Genomic DNA, 17867 nt, shown 5'->3' with positions numbered 1-17867 from the left:
CTTTGTGGAATCAGCCCCGGCCGATTCCGGCAAACGTGCCCTGGGTATGTGCGGCCAACACCGCAGCTGCCAACTCCACTTCCAATCCACGGCGCCCAGCGCTGACATGGATAGTTGCAAAGTTTTGCGCCGAATCATCGATGAAGGTGCGCAGGCGCTTCTTCTGCCCCAACGGGCTGATGCCCCCGACCAGGTAGCCTGTGGCCCGCTGCGCTGCTGCGGGGTCTGCCATCTCGCATTTCTTCACGCCCGCGGCATGCGCCAATGCCTTGAGGTCCAGCGTGCCCACTACCGGCACCACCGCCACCAGCAATTCGCCCTTTTCGCTGCTGGCCAGCAAGGTCTTGAAAACCTGCTGTGGATCCAGCCCTAGCTTCTCCGCTGCCTCCAGGCCGTATGACGCCGATTTGGGGTCATGTTCGTAACTGTGCACGCGGTGCTCGGCGCGGGCTTTTTTCAGCAAATCGAGGGCGGGGGTCATGCAGGGCTCCGGTCTAGGACAGATCGGCGGCTACTTTATGACAATTCCCACAACCCAGCCAATTTATGCCCTACGCGCCTGTCTAGCACGCGGACTCAGCAGCGCAAATACCGTCCAGAACGTGACCGACCGTTCACTTTCGACCTTTGACATAAGCGTTTCTTGTCTATATTTTTTCGTTTCTGAATAAATGGTGCACTTATAAGGTGCATTCCTACATCTGCCTGGGGTCAACGGGGATAGACACCAGGCTTTGCTGTCGAGCGCCCACGCGCCTCACAACAAAAAAAACGAGGTCATAATGACGACTGCTCTACGCGAACCCACGCTGTCCAGCCAATGCCTGGCCGAGTTCCTCGGCACGGCGCTGCTCATATTCTTCGGCACCGGTTGTGTCGCCGCGCTCAAGGTAGCGGGCGCCAGCTTTGGGCTATGGGAGATCAGTATCATCTGGGGCGTAGGTGTGAGCATGGCGATCTACCTCACCGCCGGCATTTCCGGCGCGCACCTGAACCCGGCCGTGAGCATCGCACTGACGCTTTTCGCTGGTTTCGACAAGCGCAAACTGCCGTTCTACATGCTGGCCCAGGTGTGCGGCGCGTTCTGCGGCGCGGCGCTGGTCTACACCTTGTACAGCAGCCTCTTCTTCGATTTCGAACAAACCCACGCCATGCTGCGCGGCAGCACAGAAAGCCTTGAATTGGCCTCGGTGTTTTCCACGTACCCGCACCCTTCCCTCACCACTGGCCAGGCCTTTCTGGTCGAAGTGGTGATCACCGCGATCCTGATGGCGGTGATCATGGCCCTGACCGACGACAATAACGGCTTGCCCCGCGGTGCCATGGCACCGCTGCTGATCGGCCTGCTGATCGCCGTGATTGGCAGTGCCATGGGCCCGCTGACCGGCTTCGCGATGAACCCGGCCCGTGATTTCGGGCCAAAACTGATGACCTTCCTGGCCGGCTGGGGCGAAATCGCCTTCACTGGCGGCCGGGACATCCCGTATTTCCTGGTTCCGGTGTGTGCACCGATACTGGGCGCTTGCCTGGGCGCCGCGACTTATCGCGGCCTGATCGCCCGCAACCTGCCAGTGGCGCAAAACGCGAACCCTGAGACAAACGACAATCGCCAGGGCGATACTCAAGCCAACTGATGCTTGCGCCCTGACCCCCTATTTTTGCAAGGCCTACGACCATGACAGACACCCAGGATAAGAACTACATCATCGCCCTGGACCAGGGCACCACCAGTTCGCGGGCGATCATTTTCGACCGCGACGCCAATGTGGTCGGCACCTCGCAGCGCGAATTCGCCCAGCACTATCCGCAAGCGGGCTGGGTCGAGCATGACCCGATGGAAATCTTCGCCACGCAGAGCGCGACCATGGTCGAGGCGCTCGCCCAGGCCGGCATCAGCCATGCCCAGGTGGCAGCCATCGGTATCACCAACCAGCGTGAAACCACCGTGGTGTGGGACAAAGAGACCGGCCGCCCGGTGTACAACGCCATCGTCTGGCAGTGCCGCCGCAGCACCGAAATCTGCGCCCAGCTCAAGCGTGACGGCCACGAAGCGTACATCCGCGAAACCACTGGCCTGGTCACCGACCCGTACTTCTCCGGCACCAAGCTCAAGTGGATCCTCGACAACGTCGAAGGCGCCCGTGAGCGCGCCGAGCGCGGCGAACTGCTGTTCGGCACCATCGATACCTGGCTGATCTGGAAGTTCTCCGGTGGCAAGGTGCATGTCACTGATTACACCAACGCCTCGCGTACGCTGATGTTCAACATCCACAGCCTGCAGTGGGACGAAAAGCTGCTGGAAATCCTCGGCATCCCACGCCAGATGCTGCCCGAGGTGCGTCCGTCTTCCGAAGTCTATGGCCACACCAAGAGCGGCATCGCCATCGCCGGTATCGCCGGTGACCAGCAGTCCGCGCTGTTCGGTCAGATGTGTGTAGAACCCGGCCAGGCCAAGAATACCTATGGCACCGGCTGCTTCCTGCTGATGAACACCGGCAACAAGGCGGTCAACTCGTCCCACGGCCTGCTCACCACCATTGCCTGCGGCCCGCGTGGCGAAGTGGCCTATGCCCTGGAAGGCGCCGTGTTCAATGGCGGTTCAACCGTGCAATGGCTGCGCGACGAACTGAAGATCGTCAACGACGCCCTGGACACCGAGTACTTTGCCAGCAAGGTCAAGGACAGCAACGGCGTCTACCTGGTACCTGCCTTCACCGGCCTCGGCGCCCCTTACTGGGACCCGTACGCCCGTGGCGCGCTGTTCGGCCTGACCCGTGGGGTCAAGGTCGACCACATCATCCGCGCCGCGCTGGAGTCGATCGCCTACCAGACCCGCGACGTGCTCGACGCCATGCAACAGGACTGCGGCCAACGCCTGTCCGAACTGCGCGTCGACGGTGGCGCGGTGGCCAACAACTTCCTCATGCAGTTCCAGGCCGATATCCTCGGTACCTGCGTCGAACGCCCGCAAATGCGCGAAACCACAGCGCTGGGTGCTGCCTACCTCGCGGGCCTGGCCTGTGGTTTCTGGAGTGGCCTGGACGAGCTGCGCGACAAGGCGATCATCGAGCGTGAATTCAGCCCGCAGCTGGACGAAACGCAAAAAGAGAAGCTGTATGCCGGCTGGCGCAAAGCGGTCGACCGTACCCGTGACTGGGAAGATCACGACGCTTGATCCATAGGCAGGGGCCGCCTGGCGGCCCCATCGTCTACTGGCCGTCATCCGCTTCCTGCGGCATCATTGCAGAATTTGTCCGGCAGCCCATAAGGACCGCCCATGAATCTGCCCCCACGCCAACAACAAATCCTCGAGCTGGTGCGCGAACGCGGCTACGTCAGCATCGAAGAAATGGCGCAGTTGTTCATCGTCACCCCGCAAACCATCCGCCGCGACATCAATCAGCTCGCCGAACTCAACCTGCTACGCCGCTACCACGGTGGCGCGGCCTATGACTCGAGCATCGAGAACACCGCCTATGCCATGCGCGCCGACCAGATGCGCGACGAAAAGCAACGTATCGCCGATGCCGTGGCGCGACAGATCCCCGACCATGCTTCGCTGTTCATCAACATCGGCACCACTACCGAATCCATCGCGCGGGCTTTGCTCAACCACAGCCACCTCAAGGTGATCACCAACAACCTGCACGTGGCCGCCATTCTCGCTGCCAAGGATGATTTCGAGGTGTTGGTGGCCGGTGGCACGGTGCGCCGCGATGGGGGTGTGGTCGGCCAGGCGAGTGTCGACTTCATCAGCCAATTCAAGGTCGACTTCGCCCTGGTCGGTATCAGCGGCATCGATGAAGATGGCAGCCTGCTGGACTTCGACTACCAGGAAGTACGGGTATCCCAGGCCATCATTACCAACGCGCGCCAGGTCATTCTGGCTGCCGACTCCAGCAAGTTCGGGCGCAATGCCATGGTGCGCCTGGGTTCGATCAGCCTGGTCGACTGCCTGGTGACCGACCAGCCGCCCACGCCTGCCCTGCATCAATTGCTTAACCAGTACAAGATTCGCCTGGACGTGGTCTAAGCCGCAAACGGGCCGCTTAAGCGGCCCCGATATTTTCGAAATTGTTCACTTTGTTGCCATATGATCAGTTTTTTCTATGAAGACTGACTGGCGACTGGCTTTCTGTTGCGTTAGTATTTTCGAAAACGAACATCAATGTTCATATTCGATGTGAACAGCCCCAGGAGGCCTTGCCCGTGTCCCAGTCCGTTTCGTCCCAGCCACCACTCGCCGACTGCTATGACCTCGCCGTGATCGGCGGTGGCATCAATGGCGTGGGCATTGCTGCCGACGCCGCCGGGCGTGGCCTGAAAGTGTTCCTGTGTGAAAAGGACGACCTTGCGCAACACACCTCGTCGGCCAGCAGCAAGCTGATCCACGGTGGCCTGCGCTACCTGGAGCACTATGAATTCCGCCTGGTGCGCGAGGCGCTGGCCGAGCGCGAAGTACTGCTGGCCAAGGCGCCGCATATCGTCAAGCCAATGCGCTTCGTACTGCCCCATCGGCCGCACCTGCGCCCGGCCTGGATGATCCGTGCCGGCCTGTTCCTCTATGACCACCTGGGCAAGCGCAAGCGCCTGGGCGCCTCGCGCAGCCTGCGCTTCGGCCCGGGCTACCCGCTCAAACCGGCCATTACCCGCGGCTTCGAATATGCCGACTGCGCCGTCGATGACGCCCGCCTGGTAGTGCTCAACGCCATGGCCGCGCGGGAAAACGGTGCCGACATTCTGACCCGCACCCGCTGCTTGCGTGCCGAACGAGTCGACGGCCTCTGGCAGGTCGACTTGCAACACGCCGATGGCAGCCTGCAGAGCATCCGTGCGCGCGCCCTGGTCAACGCCGCCGGGCCGTGGGTCGCCAGCTTCATCAAGGACGACCTCAAGCTCGACGCGCCGTACGGCATTCGCCTGATCCAGGGCAGCCACCTGATCGTGCCGCGCCTGTACGAGGGCGACCACGCCTATATCCTGCAGAACGAAGACCAACGCATCGTCTTCTGCATCCCGTATCTGGACCGTTTCACCCTGATCGGCACCACTGACCGTGAGTACAGCGGCGACCCGGCCAAGGTGGCGATTACCGAGCAGGAAACCGACTACCTGCTGAAGGTGGTCAACGCGCACTTCAATCATCAGCTGAGCCGCGGCGATATCCTGCACACCTACTCCGGCGTGCGGCCGCTGTGCAACGACGAGTCGGACAACCCGTCCGCGGTCACGCGTGACTACACCCTTGCGCTGTCCGCCGCACAAGGCGAAGCGCCGTTGCTGTCGGTGTTTGGCGGCAAACTGACCACGTACCGCAAGCTTGCCGAGTCGGCCATGGCAGAGCTCAAGCCGTTCTTCACCCAGATGGGCCAAAGCTGGACAGCCCACGCAGCGCTGCCCGGCGGTGAAGGCATGAGCACGCCTCAGGCACTGGTCGAAGAACTGCTCGCGCGTCATCAGTGGCTTGCACCAGACATTGCCAAGCGCTGGGCCGTGACCTACGGCAGCCGCACCTGGCAGCTGCTCGAAGGGGTAACCGGCCCGGACGATCTAGGCCAGGCGATTGGCGGTGGCCTGTTCACCCGGGAAGTCGATTACCTGCGCGAGACCGAATGGGCCGTCAGCACGCAGGATATCCTCTGGCGCAGGACCAAACTGGGGCTGTTTACCAGTGCAAGCGAACAGCGCGCGCTGGCCGATTACCTGGCTCAGCGCGACGCCCGCAGCAACGCTGCCTGAACCTTGCGCGGGCGACCGCCTGAAGGTCGTCCGCGCTCAACCCTCCCGCTCGTATGCCTCCTTTGCCAACTCCAGGTAAAGAGCACGTTCTTCGCCATTGAGCGCTTCCATCAAGGCTGCGGCGTGCTCGATGTACTGCTGTTCGCCCGCCTCCCCAGCCTGGCGCTCATAGGCCTCCAGCTGTTCATGAAACGGCGCAGCCAGGGCTTCGAAGCGCTCGGGGTAGCGATTGCGCACATAGCCTTGCCAGAACTCTCGTTGCGCCAGTGCCTGGCTCAGCACGTTGGTGTTCTCGCCGGCGAGGACAGTTGCGCCCGCACGCGTGATCTGCATGGAACTCACACCGCTGTGCTCGATGTAGTTCATGTGCCGCGGTTGGGCCGGCAGGTCAAGCCTGTCGGCCAGATGAACCCGATAGGCCAGGTAAACTTCGATGTCATCCACAGCGGTATAGGGGTTCTGGCGCATTTCCTGGATATGCCGAGCGGCAATGCTGTCCACTTCGTCCAGGCGATAAAGCGATCGTCCCAGCCTCAGCAAGGTCGCTTCGGCCCGCCTGCCCCCTTCCCCTGCCGCATGCAAGGCAATATGGGCTCTGACTTCCAGTTGGCTGAGGATCAGCAACAGGCGGTCCTCACAGGTTCTGCGGCCCTGCGTCTGCCAGAACACCGCTTCGCGCACATCGGTGTTATCCGCGCACAGTTCGAGGATGCGCCATACCCTGGCGCGGTAGTAGCGCGGGTGATCGAGAAAGTCATCTGAGTGTGCAAAATCCGCTAGAAAGCGAAACAGGTCTGTCGACTGCGACTCCTGGGACAGATGCGTCCAGATCTGCATGCGCTGGGAACGCATGGCATCGTCGGCGGCGCCCATCCATCGTTCCAGCAAGTTGCCGTCGGCAACAGCGTGACGATAGGAGTCGTTGCGGTGGGTGGCCGCCACAGTGCTACTGCGGGCCACCAGTGCTTCACTGGCTTCGTCCAAGGGGTTGTCATGTACTGAGAGCCGCTGCAGGCGATTGCGCAGGCTGCGCAAATCCCCGTTCAGCTGGCGTATCTGGTTCTCGCGAATATCCACCAAGCCTCTCCAGGGCATCTGCGCCTCCTCTGGCAAGGCCTGCAGGCCGGTTGCGCGCAGCGACACCTCGCGTAAATGAGGCAACCCTGACAGCTCGGGAACCTGGCCCAGCGGGTTAAAGTTCAGATCCAGTCGCTGAAGCATCGAAAGGCTTGCCAACCTTTGGTTGCCTGCGGCATCAACGGTAATCCGGTTACCCGCCAGTCGTAACGAACGCAACTCGGTCAAATGCTCCAGGCCTACCGGCAAGCTGGTCAACTGATTGTCCCGCAAGTCCAGCTCGCGCAGGTCGGAGAACCTACGCAGAAAGTCTTCATCAATCTGCTCAAGGCTCATGTTGCGCAAGGTCAGGCGCCGAACATGGCCGAACTCGATGCCGGCCGGCAAGGTCGGCAAACTGCCCACCTGTTCGCCGTCGATATGCACCACGAAGTCGTCACCGGCAATGCCAGCAGTCTTGCGCCGCCAGGCGCGACGGATCTGGTTGGCCACGCGTTGCCGCCTGAGCCCATCCACGAAGCTCACACGCTGCCCCTGCCAGGTATCCAGCGCCCCGCGCAGGTTTTCCAGCTGCTGCTGGAGACTGCTCAAGTGCTCCCAGAGCCCGATACGACGACGCGTCAGTTCGCGCAGGTAAGCGTCCAGCTGTGCGTCGGTCAAGGTCGGAAAGATGTCATGGATGCCGCGGCGAATCGCCTGGCGACTGCTCTCGCCGCCGCCACTCAATGCGTAGCCGCTGCGGCCGTCGGCCATTCGCTGCGGCGGGCGATAGCGCTCTGCGATAGGCTGCAAGCCCATTGATCTCGCGGTTTTTTCACGATCGACGCTGGCGTGTCGAGAGAGCTTTTGGCCAAGTTCAGTGGCCGTCAGTCGCGGACCGCCAAGCGCCACCTTCTGAGCGTCCTCAACGGTGAGCAGCAAACAGGGCAACAAGCCCGTGGCTGGGCCTGCTGCGGTGGGCTCACCCAAGTGATAGCCCTGCTCGGTCTGGATAATGCTTGTGATGTGCGACGCGTCGTCAGCGCCCTTCGACGCCAGCAGACGACCACCCGACTCCCCAAGGCGCAATTCAATACGCACCGACGGCGGCCATGGCGCCAGTTCATCGATCAGTTCCAAAGCTAAACGCTGGGTATCGGTATTGACCGCACCTTCGTACTCGAACCCCATCAGTGCTCGATCCAGCCGACTCTCGCGCAAGAACCAGCGTGCACGCTCGGCCATGACCAATGGCACACGGCCACCGGCCAGCAGCGCCTCGATGTGCTCACCGCTTGCATGTTCGAGGATTTCTTCGCTGCCACGCACGGACAAGCCTGGGAATGCCCTGAGCAATACGGCCCCGGCCGCAGAGGGCGTACCTTGCCAAGTCGCCAGCTCTCGTTCGAACGCGTCGCCACGCAGCAGAGGATTAACTGCATGGCATTCATAGCGTGCGTGGGCATCGAACAGCCGTGCAGGGGCTGGCAGCTCTTGCAGATGCAGATGGCGCAGTTGATCGTGTTCGAGCCCGGTGATACGAAGAAGCGTTTCGGCGGCCTGGTCGGAAGCTTGCGCGAAGTCCCCGCCAAATCTGCGCAGCAGCGGGCCGCCGCCATCCAGGTGATGGGCCGAGACCTGCCAGGCCGCCAACCTGGAGCGGCCCTCGCCCTCGTGCAAGGGCGTGAGCGCATCGACAAACGGCACCCGCTCAAGCACCCGGCCCACCCCCGCGACCCCGACGCCCACCAGGGCTCCGACAGCAACGTTCTCGGCCACGCCAAACAGGTGGTCCAGTGCCCCTTGGCGGTCGCCAATCTGCCAATCGGCATAGCCTTTGTAGACTTCGCTGACCACGTCCACCGCAGCCACGGCGAACATCACCTCCCCTAGAACCGGAATGAACAGTGCAGCCAGGTTGAGCGCATCGAGCCCCGCGCTCTTGAGCGCTTCCAGCCGCTGATGGCGTTCGATGGCGGTTTCGTCAGCAGTGGGTACCGCAAGAATACTTGCATCATCAAGCATCTTGTCCACCTGCAAGCCACGCAGATAGGCGAACAGCGGCGTTTCGACGGCGAGGTTGCGTCCATCCAGAACAGCCGGTGCTCGCACGCTGCTGGCTTCGATCAGACGCTCCAGGGTGGCGGTGAAGGTCACCCGATCACGCTCACTGATGAAACGACTGAAAAAGGATCGGTAGTGAGGCGCGCGGAGCTTTTTCGCCAACGACAGATAGAGGGCGTCCCACGAGGCGTGTTTGGCCACCGGGCGATGCGGGTCCTGCGGTACCCAGCAGATAATCCCCTCCAATGGCCCCTCGGCGCTCTCGCGCAGCTCCAGGGTGACGAGACCATGGATACGCTTGCCCAACAGGAACAACTGGCGAGGTGTGACGATACCGGGCACCGCCGGTACGATGGGTTTGCTTGCAATGACAGACAACAAGCGCAGGTAGTCGCCTTCGTCCAACTCGGACTTGATTCTTGCCATGCGCACCGCGACGTCCAGCTTGGCGCGCAGACTCTCTTCCAGCATGCGCTCCACCGCCACACGAGCGAAATCCTTCGGCGCCGTAGGCCTGCTCTTCGGAAACAGTTGCGCACGCAGCAGCTGCTGATACTGCCCACCGATATCCAGCGTTCTGCAGCACTGGGCAAACGCCTCGAACGCCATTGGCAGTCTTACTTTGTCAGCGTCTTGCAGATACGCTCGCCGATGCAGTGACGGCGAGGTCTCACTCTCGTGAAAGTTGTGCAGCGCCGCTGTCAGCAAGGGTTGCACGCTGTGCAGGGTTCTCCAGGGCGTATGCAGGCGCGGCGCGGCGCTGGGCATCGGCACATCTTGCTCGATGCACACCTGCATGGTGCGTACATTGACCTCGGCCAAGCCCCGGTCACGCAACGCCTGCTCCAGCCGCGGCGTGGCAAATGCCTCCAGGCTGGGAATGCCTGCCAAGGCGTTTTTTACATTTTCCGCAGCAGCCTGCTGATGACGCAGCGCCCTGTGCAGTGTCAGAAGAAGGTCGACATTGGCGCCTTTCAACCAATCTGCAAGCTGGCGGGCAATGAAGGCATCGACGGAATCGGAAGGGATGGGAATGACGGACACGATATGAGCTCCTGATGATGAGGCAGCAAGCTCAACATTTGCCGTTCATGCCAAGGTGTTACTTAAAGCTGACGCACAGGGCTACCGGGCAGACCTCATTCGGATTGCCGAACGAAAAAAACCCACGCATTCGGTGTTCCGACCACGTATCAAACTTCAAAAACCTTCATATTGGGTTCATGCCCAGGCTTTGCAGGGGGTTATGATCATTGGCAGAGCTTGGCACGAGTCATGCTCTACACTTGGAAGCCGAATGCACACCGCTTCATGCTGTATTCGTTGAACGAAAGAGTCCGCCAACGGCTCCATAAAAAAAACAAACACGTCGAGGAAAATTTGATGCGTATCGTTCGTCAATTGCTGGGCGCCGCCATCGCGGCTGCGGTCATCGCTTCGCCCGCCATGGCCGAAGAGCTGACCGGCACCCTGAAGAAGATCAAGGATTCGGGCACCATCACCCTGGGCCACCGCGACTCCTCCATTCCGTTTTCCTACCTGGCAGGCAAGCCGGAACCCGTGGGCTACTCCCACGACATCCAGCTGGCCGTGGTCGACGCCCTGAAGAAGCAACTGGGCACCGACATCAAGGTCAAGTACAACCTCGTCACCTCCCAGACCCGCATCCCGCTGGTGCAGAACGGCACTGTGGACCTTGAGTGCGGCTCCACCACCAACAACGTCGAGCGCCAGCAGCAAGTCGGCTTTTCGGTCGGTATCTTCGAAGTCGGCACGCGCCTGCTGACCAAGGTCAAAGATGGTCAGCCATCGTATAAAGACTTCCCGGACCTCGCCGGCAAGAACGTGGTGACCACCGCCGGCACCACCTCCGAGCGCATCCTCAAGGCGATGAACGCCGACAAGCAGATGAAGATGAACGTGATTTCCGCCAAGGACCACGGTGAAGCCTTCAACATGCTCGAAAGCGGCCGCGCCGTGGCCTTCATGATGGACGACGCCCTGCTGGCCGGTGAAATGGCCAAGGCGCGCAAGCCAGCGGACTGGGTCATCACCGGCACCCCTCAGTCGTACGAAATCTACGGCTGCATGGTGCGTAAGGAAGACGCTGCATTCAAGAAAGCGGTCGACGAGGCCATCGTCGCCTACTTCAAGTCGGGCGAGGTCAACAAGAGCTACGACAAGTGGTTCATGCAGCCTATTCCACCTAAAGGCCTGAACCTGCAGTTCCAGATGAGCGATGAGCTGAAAAAACTGATCGCCGAGCCGACCGACAAGGCCGCGGACGAGAAGAAGTCCTGATCCTCAGATAGTGGCCTGGTGCGCAAGCGCACGAATCAATTCTACAGGCCACTCATTAGTGTCTAACCTTTCATCCGAGGGCGCATGCCGCCCTTGGATGCTCGAAGGTGCCCGTGAAACAACCGTCTGAGGGGAAATCCCGATGAATTACAACTGGGACTGGGGCGTGTTCTTCAAGTCCACCGGCGTGGGCAGCGAAACCTATCTGGACTGGTACATCACCGGCCTGGGCTGGACCATCGCCATCGCCATCACCGCCTGGATCATCGCGCTGCTGCTGGGGTCTGTCCTCGGGGTCATGCGTACCGTGCCCAACCGCTTGGTATCGGGCATAGCCACCGCTTACGTGGAGCTGTTCCGCAACGTGCCACTGCTGGTGCAGCTGTTCATCTGGTACTTCCTGGTACCCGACCTGCTGCCCGAAGGCCTGCAGGAATGGTTCAAGCAGGACCTCAACCCGACCACCTCGGCGTTGATCAGCGTGATCGTCTGCCTTGGCCTGTTTACCGCCGCCCGCGTCTGCGAACAGGTGCGCACCGGTATCCAGGCGCTGCCCAGGGGCCAGGAAGCCGCCGCACGCGCCATGGGCTTCAGCCTGCCGCAGATCTACAACAATGTGCTGCTGCCGCAGGCCTACCGGATCATCATCCCGCCGCTCACTTCGGAGTTTCTCAACGTCTTCAAGAACTCCTCGGTGGCGTCGTTGATCGGCCTGATGGAGCTGCTGGCGCAGACCAAACAGACCGCAGAATTCTCCGCCAACCTGTTCGAGGCATTCACCCTGGCCACCCTCATCTACTTCACCCTGAACATGGGCCTGATGCTGCTCATGCGCGTGGTCGAGAAGAAAGTCGCGGTGCCGGGCCTGATTTCCGTGGGGGGCAAGTAAATGGAAATGGATTTCAGCGAAATCATCCCCGCCCTGCCCGCCCTCTGGGAAGGCATGGTGATGACCCTGAAGCTGATGGTCATGGGAGTGATCGGCGGTATCGCGCTGGGCACCATCCTGGCATTGATGCGCCTGTCGTCGAGCAAGCTGCTGTCGCGGGTAGCTGGCGCTTACGTCAACTACTTCCGCTCGATCCCGCTGCTGCTGGTGATCACCTGGTTCTACCTGGCGGTGCCGTTCGTGCTGCGCTGGATCACCGGCGAAGACACCCCGGTGGGTGCCTTCACCTCTTGCGTGGTCGCCTTCATGATGTTCGAGGCGGCGTACTTCTGCGAGATCGTCCGTGCCGGCGTGCAGTCGATCTCCAAAGGGCAGATGGGCGCGGCGCAAGCGCTGGGCATGAACTACGCGCAGACCATGCGCCTGATCATCCTGCCCCAGGCCTTCCGCAAGATGACCCCGCTGCTGTTGCAGCAGAGCATCATCCTGTTCCAGGACACCTCGCTGGTATACACCGTGGGCCTGGTGGACTTCCTCAACTCGGCACGCTCCAACGGCGACATCATCGGGCGCTCCCATGAGTTCCTGATCTTCGCCGGGGTCGTCTACTTCCTCATCAGCTTCTCCGCTTCGTGGCTGGTCAAGCGCCTGCAAAAAAGGATCACCGTATGATTTCCATCAAGAACGTCAACAAGTGGTACGGCGACTTCCAGGTACTGACCGACTGCAGCACCGACGTCAAGAAGGGTGAAGTGGTGGTGGTGTGCGGCCCTTCGGGCTCGGGCAAGTCCACCCTGATCAAGTGCGTCAATGCGCTGGAACCGTTCCAGAAGGGCGACGTGGTGGTCGATGGCACCTCGATTGCCGACCCGAAAACCAACCTGCCCAAGCTGCGTTCGCGGGTGGGCATGGTGTTTCAGCACTTCGAGCTGTTCCCGCACCTGACCATTACCGAAAACCTGACCATCGCCCAGCGCAAGGTGCTGGGCCGCAGTGAGGCGGAAGCCACCCAGAAAGGCCTGGCCCTGCTCGAGCGTGTGGGCCTCAGCGCGCACGCCAAGAAACACCCCGGCCAGCTCTCCGGTGGCCAGCAGCAGCGTGTGGCGATCGCCCGCGCGCTGGCAATGGACCCGATCGTCATGCTGTTCGACGAGCCCACCTCGGCGCTGGACCCGGAAATGGTCAGCGAAGTACTGGACGTGATGGTGCAGCTGGCTCACGAAGGCATGACCATGATGTGCGTGACCCACGAAATGGGCTTTGCCCGCAAGGTTGCCAACCGGGTCATCTTCATGGACAAAGGCAGCATCATCGAAGACTGCACCAAGGAAGAGTTCTTCGGTGACCAGAGTGCCCGCGACCAGCGCACCCAGCACTTCCTCAGCAAGATCCTGCAACACTAAGCCGGCCACAGTTTCCGCTGCCCCGGGTTGCTCCGGGCAGCGGATGCTGGTCGTGACAAGGCCACTGTGATGAAATGCGACCCCTCGCTACTTCTCCCTGCCAAGCCTGCCGTGAAATCCCGCCTGATCCGCCAATTGTTGCTACCGCCCCTGGTCATCCTGTTGATGGTCGGTTTGGGCCTGGCCGGTTATCTGGTCAGCGAAAGCAACGGCATCCGCGCCCTCAGCGAAAACGGCGAACGCCAGCTGGAGCTGCACGCACGCACGGTCGAAAGCGAAATCAGCAAGTACACCTACTTGCCGAGCCTGCTGGAGCTGGAAGACAGCGTGTCGCTGTTGCTCACCAACCCTGATGGCGCCAACCGGCAGACCGTCAACGAATACCTCGAAGGCCTCAACCGCCGCAGCCGCAGCCGGGCGATCTTCGTCCTCGATACCAATGGCCGGGTGCAGGCCACCAGCAACTGGCGCGATGCCGACTCGTTCCTCGGTGAAGACCTGTCATTCCGTGCCTACTTCCAGACCGCCGTGCGTGGCGAACCGGGCCGTTTCTACGGCATCGGCAGCACCACCGGCGAAGCCGGCTACTACCTGGCCCATGGCCTGGAAGAACACGGCAAGATCATTGGCGTGGCGGTGATCAAGGTGCGCCTCGACACCCTTGAGGAGCGCTGGCAGCGCGCCCGCCTGGAAGCCTTCGTCAGCGACGAAAACGGCATCATCATCCTCTCCAGCGACCCTGCGCGGCGCTTGAAGTCGGTACGCCCGCTGACGCCGCAAATCAAGGAGCGGCTGGCGCGTAGCCTGCAATATTACTGGTGGCCACTGAACGAGCTGCAGCCGCTGGCCCGCGAGACGCTGGCCGATGGCGTGGAGAAATTGACCTTCCCGGCCAACAGCGAAACCGCCCACGGCAAACCCCATGAGGTTGCGTACCTGGCGCAAACGCGGCGCCTGGTGGATACCCCCTGGCATTTCACCCTGCTCACCCCTTTGCAGGACTTGCGCCGCGAATCGATGGTGCAAGGCATTCTGGTCGGCGTGGCGTTCGCCCTGCTGGCGATACTTGGCATCGCCTGGAACGAGCGGCGCAAGGTGATCGCCACCCGCCTGGCCGCGCGCGAGGCGCTGGAAGAAGCCAACAGCCAGCTGGAGCGGCGCATCGCCGACCGCACCGCCGACCTGCGCGCCAGCAACGAACGGCTCAAGGGCCAGATTCGCGAGCGCCGCCACGCCGAACAGACACTGCGCCATGCCCAGGACGAACTGGTACAGGCCGGCAAGCTGGCGGCCATCGGGCAGATGTCCACCAGCATTGCCCACGAGCTCAACCAGCCGCTGGCGGCGCTGCGCACCTTGTCCGGCAATACCGTGCGCTTCCTCGAGCGCGGCGCGCTGGAAACCGCCAGCACCAACCTGCGCACCATGAACGACCTGATCGACCGCATGGGCCGCATCACCGCCAGCCTGCGCTCGTTCGCCCGGCGTGGCGACGACCGCGGCCAGGCCTCGCTGGCCAAGGCTGTCGAGGCCACCTTGCAGGTGTTGGCCAACCGCATCAGCGGTTGCCACCTGAAGCTGCACAGCCAGTTCGACGACCAGCAACTGGCCATCGACCAGACCCGCCTGGAGCAGATCCTGGTCAACCTGATCGGCAACGCCCTCGATGCCATGGCCACCCAGCCCCTGCCTGAGCTGTGGCTGGAAGGCGAGCTGCAAGGCGACAAATACCGCCTGCGGGTGCGCGACAATGGCCACGGCATCGATGCCGAAGCGCGCAAGCACCTGTTCGAACCGTTCTTCACCACCAAGCCGGGCGAACATGGCCTGGGCCTGGGCCTGACCCTGTCGGCGAGCCTTGCCGCTGCGGCCAAAGGCAGCCTCAACGTCGAACACCCAGCCAGCGGCGGAACGGCCTTCGTCCTCGCTCTGCCGCTGGTCTCCCCCCCTAACGAATCGGCAGAGCAACCATGAACCAAGCGCCTCTTACCGTCCTGATCGTCGAAGACGACCCGCATGTGCTGCTCGGTTGCCAGCAGGCGCTGGCCCTGGAAGACATCGCCTGCGAAGGTGTGGGCAGCGCCGAGCAGGCGCTGGAACGTATCGGTGATGACTTCGCCGGTATCGTCGTCAGCGACATCCGCCTGCCGGGCATCGACGGCCTCGAACTGCTCAACCGCCTCAAGGCGCGCGACCGCAGCCTGCCGGTGGTGCTGATCACAGGTCACGGTGATATCGACATGGCGGTGGGTGCCATGCGCAACGGCGCCTACGACTTCATGGAAAAGCCCTTCTCGCCAGAGCGCCTGGTCGATGTGGTGCGCCGCGCCCTCGAACAGCGCGGGTTGTCGCGTGAGGTGCTGGCCCTGCGCCGCCAGCTCGCCGAGCAGAGCAGCCTGGAGGGCCGCATCATTGGCCGCTCGCCGGCCATGGAACAGCTGCGTGAACTGATCGCCAACGTCGCCGACACCTCGGCCAACGTGCTGATCGAAGGCGAAACCGGTACCGGCAAAGAGCTGGTTGCCCGCTGCCTGCACGACTTCAGCCGCCGCCAGAACCAGCCGTTCGTCGCGTTGAACTGCGGCGGCCTGCCGGAAAACCTGTTCGAAAGCGAAATTTTCGGCCACGAGGCGAATGCCTTTACCGGTGCGGGCAAGCGCCGCATCGGCAAGATCGAGCACGCCAATGGCGGCACATTGTTCCTCGATGAAGTCGAGAGCATGCCGATCAACCTGCAGATCAAACTGCTGCGGGTATTGCAGGAGCGTACCTTGGAGCGCCTGGGCTCGAACCAGAGCATCGCGGTGGATTGCCGGGTGATCGCCGCCACCAAGGCCGACCTCGATGCCCTTGGCCAGAGCGGGCAGTTCCGCAGCGACTTGTACTACCGCCTGAACGTCGTGACCCTGGAACTGCCACCGCTGCGCGAGCGCCGCGAGGATATCCTGCAGTTGTTCGAGCACTTCCTGCAGCAGTCGGCGCTACGCTTCGACCGCGAAGCGCCGACCCTGGACAGCCAGACCCTGTCGCGCCTGATGGCTCACGACTGGCCAGGCAACGTGCGTGAACTGCGCAATGTTGCCGAGCGCTATGCCCTGGGCCTGCCGGCGTTCAAGAAAGGCCCTAGCGGCGGTGCCAGCCAAGGCCTGGGGTTCGCCGAGGCGGTTGAAGCGTTCGAGCGCAACCTGCTCAGCGATGCGTTGCAGCGCACGGGTGGCAACCTCAGCCAGGCCAGCCAGGATCTGGGCATGGCCAAGACCACGCTGTTCGACAAGGTGAAGAAGTACGGGCTTGGCTGAAAACAGATGCGCTCTGCTTCGCGGGTAAACCCGCGTAAAGAGCGCTGATATCACAGGCCGGCAATGTGCGTAACGTCCTGGCGATGTGACTGCAGGTAAGGCAACACCGCCCCCAGCAACGGCGCCTTGAACGGCTCCTGGAAGCGGTGCGCCAACCCCGGTATCAGCCGCAACTGGCTGCCCTGGATATGAGCCGCCAGGTGCACACCATGCATCACCGGCAACAACGGATCGGCCGTGCCATGCACCACCAGGGTCGGCACGCGCAATGCGTTCAGCAACGCCACCCGGCTAGGTTCGGCGAGAATCGCCATGATCTGACGCTTCGCGCCCTCGGGGTTGAACGCCCGGTCGTAAGCCACCGCAGCCTGCTCCAACAGCGCTGCCCGGTCATCGCGCACCTGCGGGCTGCCCAGCGCCGCCAGCAGGTCGGCCTGCTGTTCGATCGCCACCTCGCGATTGGGCGCACTGCGCCGGGCCAGCAGCTGCACCAGTGCAGGGTCCGGCGCGGGCAGGCCTGCTGCGCCGGAGCTGGACATCACCAGGGTCAGGCTGCGCACCCGCACCGGTGCCATCGCTGCCAGGTGTTGGGCGATCATTCCACCCATGCTCACACCCAGTACATGGAATTGGCGAATGCCCAATGCATCCATCAGGCGCAGCCCATCACCCGCCATGTCGGTCAACGTATAAGGTGCGGCAACTGGCAACCCAAGCTTGTAGCGCAGCAGCTCGACGGTCAGGTTGGCCGAAGGGGGCAGCTGGTTCCAGCGTGACAGGCCGACATCGCGATTGTCGTAGCGAATCACCCGAAAGCCCTGGCGGCACAACGCCTCGACCACATCGTCCGGCCAGTGGATCAATTGCCCACCCAGCCCCATCACCAGCAATAACGCCGGGTCACGGGGCGCACCGACGCTCTGGTAAACCAGGCTCAGGTCACCCAGTTCGGCCCGTTGAACCGCTACGTGAGCATCACAGCGCTGATCGGCGAAGCTCGCCGGAACGCTGACCAGAAAGCACAAAAACAGCAGTAAAGCCCGCATGAAAGAAACACCAGAATGCAGATCCCCAGTAGAGCGCGAGTCTGATGAATTCAATTCAGCCGCGCTGCCA

At 62.2% G+C, this 17867-nt stretch carries 13 protein-coding genes; 10 read left to right on the top strand and 3 right to left on the bottom strand.

Features of this window, described 5'->3' with window-relative positions; all coding sequences use genetic code 11:
• Positions 1-10: 10 nt before the first annotated feature.
• A complete protein-coding gene (gene ybaK / locus ACNQPL_RS12235) occupies positions 11-481 on the bottom strand; it encodes a Cys-tRNA(Pro) deacylase (RefSeq protein ID WP_346614437.1) in 471 nt (156 codons plus the stop codon).
• 301 nt (positions 482-782) lie between these two features.
• Between ybaK and ACNQPL_RS12230 the strand changes: the two genes are divergently transcribed.
• The 4 genes from ACNQPL_RS12230 (at position 783) to glpD (ending at position 5739) form a co-directional block, all read left to right on the top strand.
• Positions 783-1634, top strand: coding sequence for an MIP/aquaporin family protein (locus tag ACNQPL_RS12230; protein ID WP_346614438.1), 852 nt, complete (start codon positions 783-785; stop codon positions 1632-1634).
• 41 nt (positions 1635-1675) lie between these two features.
• The gene (gene glpK / locus ACNQPL_RS12225) at positions 1676-3175 is read left to right on the top strand and encodes a glycerol kinase GlpK (protein WP_346614439.1); all 1500 of its coding nucleotides are present in this window, start codon (positions 1676-1678) and stop codon (positions 3173-3175) included.
• A gap of 102 nt (positions 3176-3277) precedes the next feature.
• Positions 3278-4033: a DNA-binding transcriptional repressor GlpR gene (glpR, locus tag ACNQPL_RS12220; RefSeq protein ID WP_233691111.1), complete on the top strand. Its 756-nt coding sequence runs from the start codon at positions 3278-3280 to the stop codon at positions 4031-4033.
• A gap of 176 nt (positions 4034-4209) precedes the next feature.
• Positions 4210-5739 (top strand): glycerol-3-phosphate dehydrogenase, encoded by a 1530-nt coding sequence (glpD, locus tag ACNQPL_RS12215; RefSeq protein WP_346614440.1) that lies wholly within the window; start codon positions 4210-4212, stop codon positions 5737-5739.
• Positions 5740-5775: 36 nt separating this feature from the next.
• Here the strand turns inward: glpD and ACNQPL_RS12210 are convergent, their stop codons facing one another.
• Positions 5776-9903, bottom strand: coding sequence for an NEL-type E3 ubiquitin ligase domain-containing protein (locus ACNQPL_RS12210; protein ID WP_416466859.1), 4128 nt, complete (start codon positions 9901-9903; stop codon positions 5776-5778).
• A 339-nt stretch (positions 9904-10242) separates the two neighbouring features.
• Here ACNQPL_RS12210 and ACNQPL_RS12205 point away from each other — a divergent pair, with 339 nt between their 5' ends.
• From ACNQPL_RS12205 to ACNQPL_RS12180, 6 genes are all read left to right on the top strand, one after another.
• Complete coding sequence (locus ACNQPL_RS12205) at positions 10243-11160, top strand: glutamate/aspartate ABC transporter substrate-binding protein (protein ID WP_346614442.1); 918 nt, start codon at positions 10243-10245, stop codon at positions 11158-11160.
• 142 nt (positions 11161-11302) lie between these two features.
• Positions 11303-12049, top strand: a complete 747-nt coding sequence (locus ACNQPL_RS12200) for an amino acid ABC transporter permease (RefSeq protein ID WP_346614443.1) — start codon at positions 11303-11305, stop codon at positions 12047-12049.
• Positions 12050-12721: an amino acid ABC transporter permease gene (locus tag ACNQPL_RS12195; RefSeq protein WP_346614444.1), complete on the top strand. Its 672-nt coding sequence runs from the start codon at positions 12050-12052 to the stop codon at positions 12719-12721.
• Positions 12718-13452: an amino acid ABC transporter ATP-binding protein gene (locus ACNQPL_RS12190; RefSeq protein ID WP_346614445.1), complete on the top strand. Its 735-nt coding sequence runs from the start codon at positions 12718-12720 to the stop codon at positions 13450-13452. The genes ACNQPL_RS12195 and ACNQPL_RS12190 overlap by 4 nt, the downstream gene beginning before the upstream one ends.
• A 69-nt stretch (positions 13453-13521) precedes the next feature.
• On the top strand, positions 13522-15426 hold the full coding sequence (locus tag ACNQPL_RS12185; protein WP_416466857.1) for a sensor histidine kinase: 1905 nt from the start codon (positions 13522-13524) through the stop codon (positions 15424-15426).
• Complete coding sequence (locus tag ACNQPL_RS12180; protein WP_416466856.1) at positions 15423-16751, top strand: sigma-54-dependent transcriptional regulator; 1329 nt, start codon at positions 15423-15425, stop codon at positions 16749-16751. Before ACNQPL_RS12185 ends, ACNQPL_RS12180 begins: the two co-directional genes overlap by 4 nt.
• A gap of 50 nt (positions 16752-16801) precedes the next feature.
• Here ACNQPL_RS12180 and ACNQPL_RS12175 read toward each other — a convergent pair whose 3' ends face one another.
• Positions 16802-17797 carry an alpha/beta fold hydrolase gene (locus ACNQPL_RS12175; RefSeq protein ID WP_416466855.1) on the bottom strand — a complete coding sequence of 332 codons (996 nt, stop codon included), beginning with the start codon at positions 17795-17797 and terminating at the stop codon, positions 16802-16804.
• Between the last annotated feature and the right edge of the window lie 70 nt (positions 17798-17867).

It is taken from the genome of Pseudomonas sp. LFS044 (genome assembly GCF_047978245.1).
Classification (GTDB): domain Bacteria; phylum Pseudomonadota; class Gammaproteobacteria; order Pseudomonadales; family Pseudomonadaceae; genus Aquipseudomonas.
This window is presented reverse-complemented; position numbering and strand designations above follow the sequence as displayed.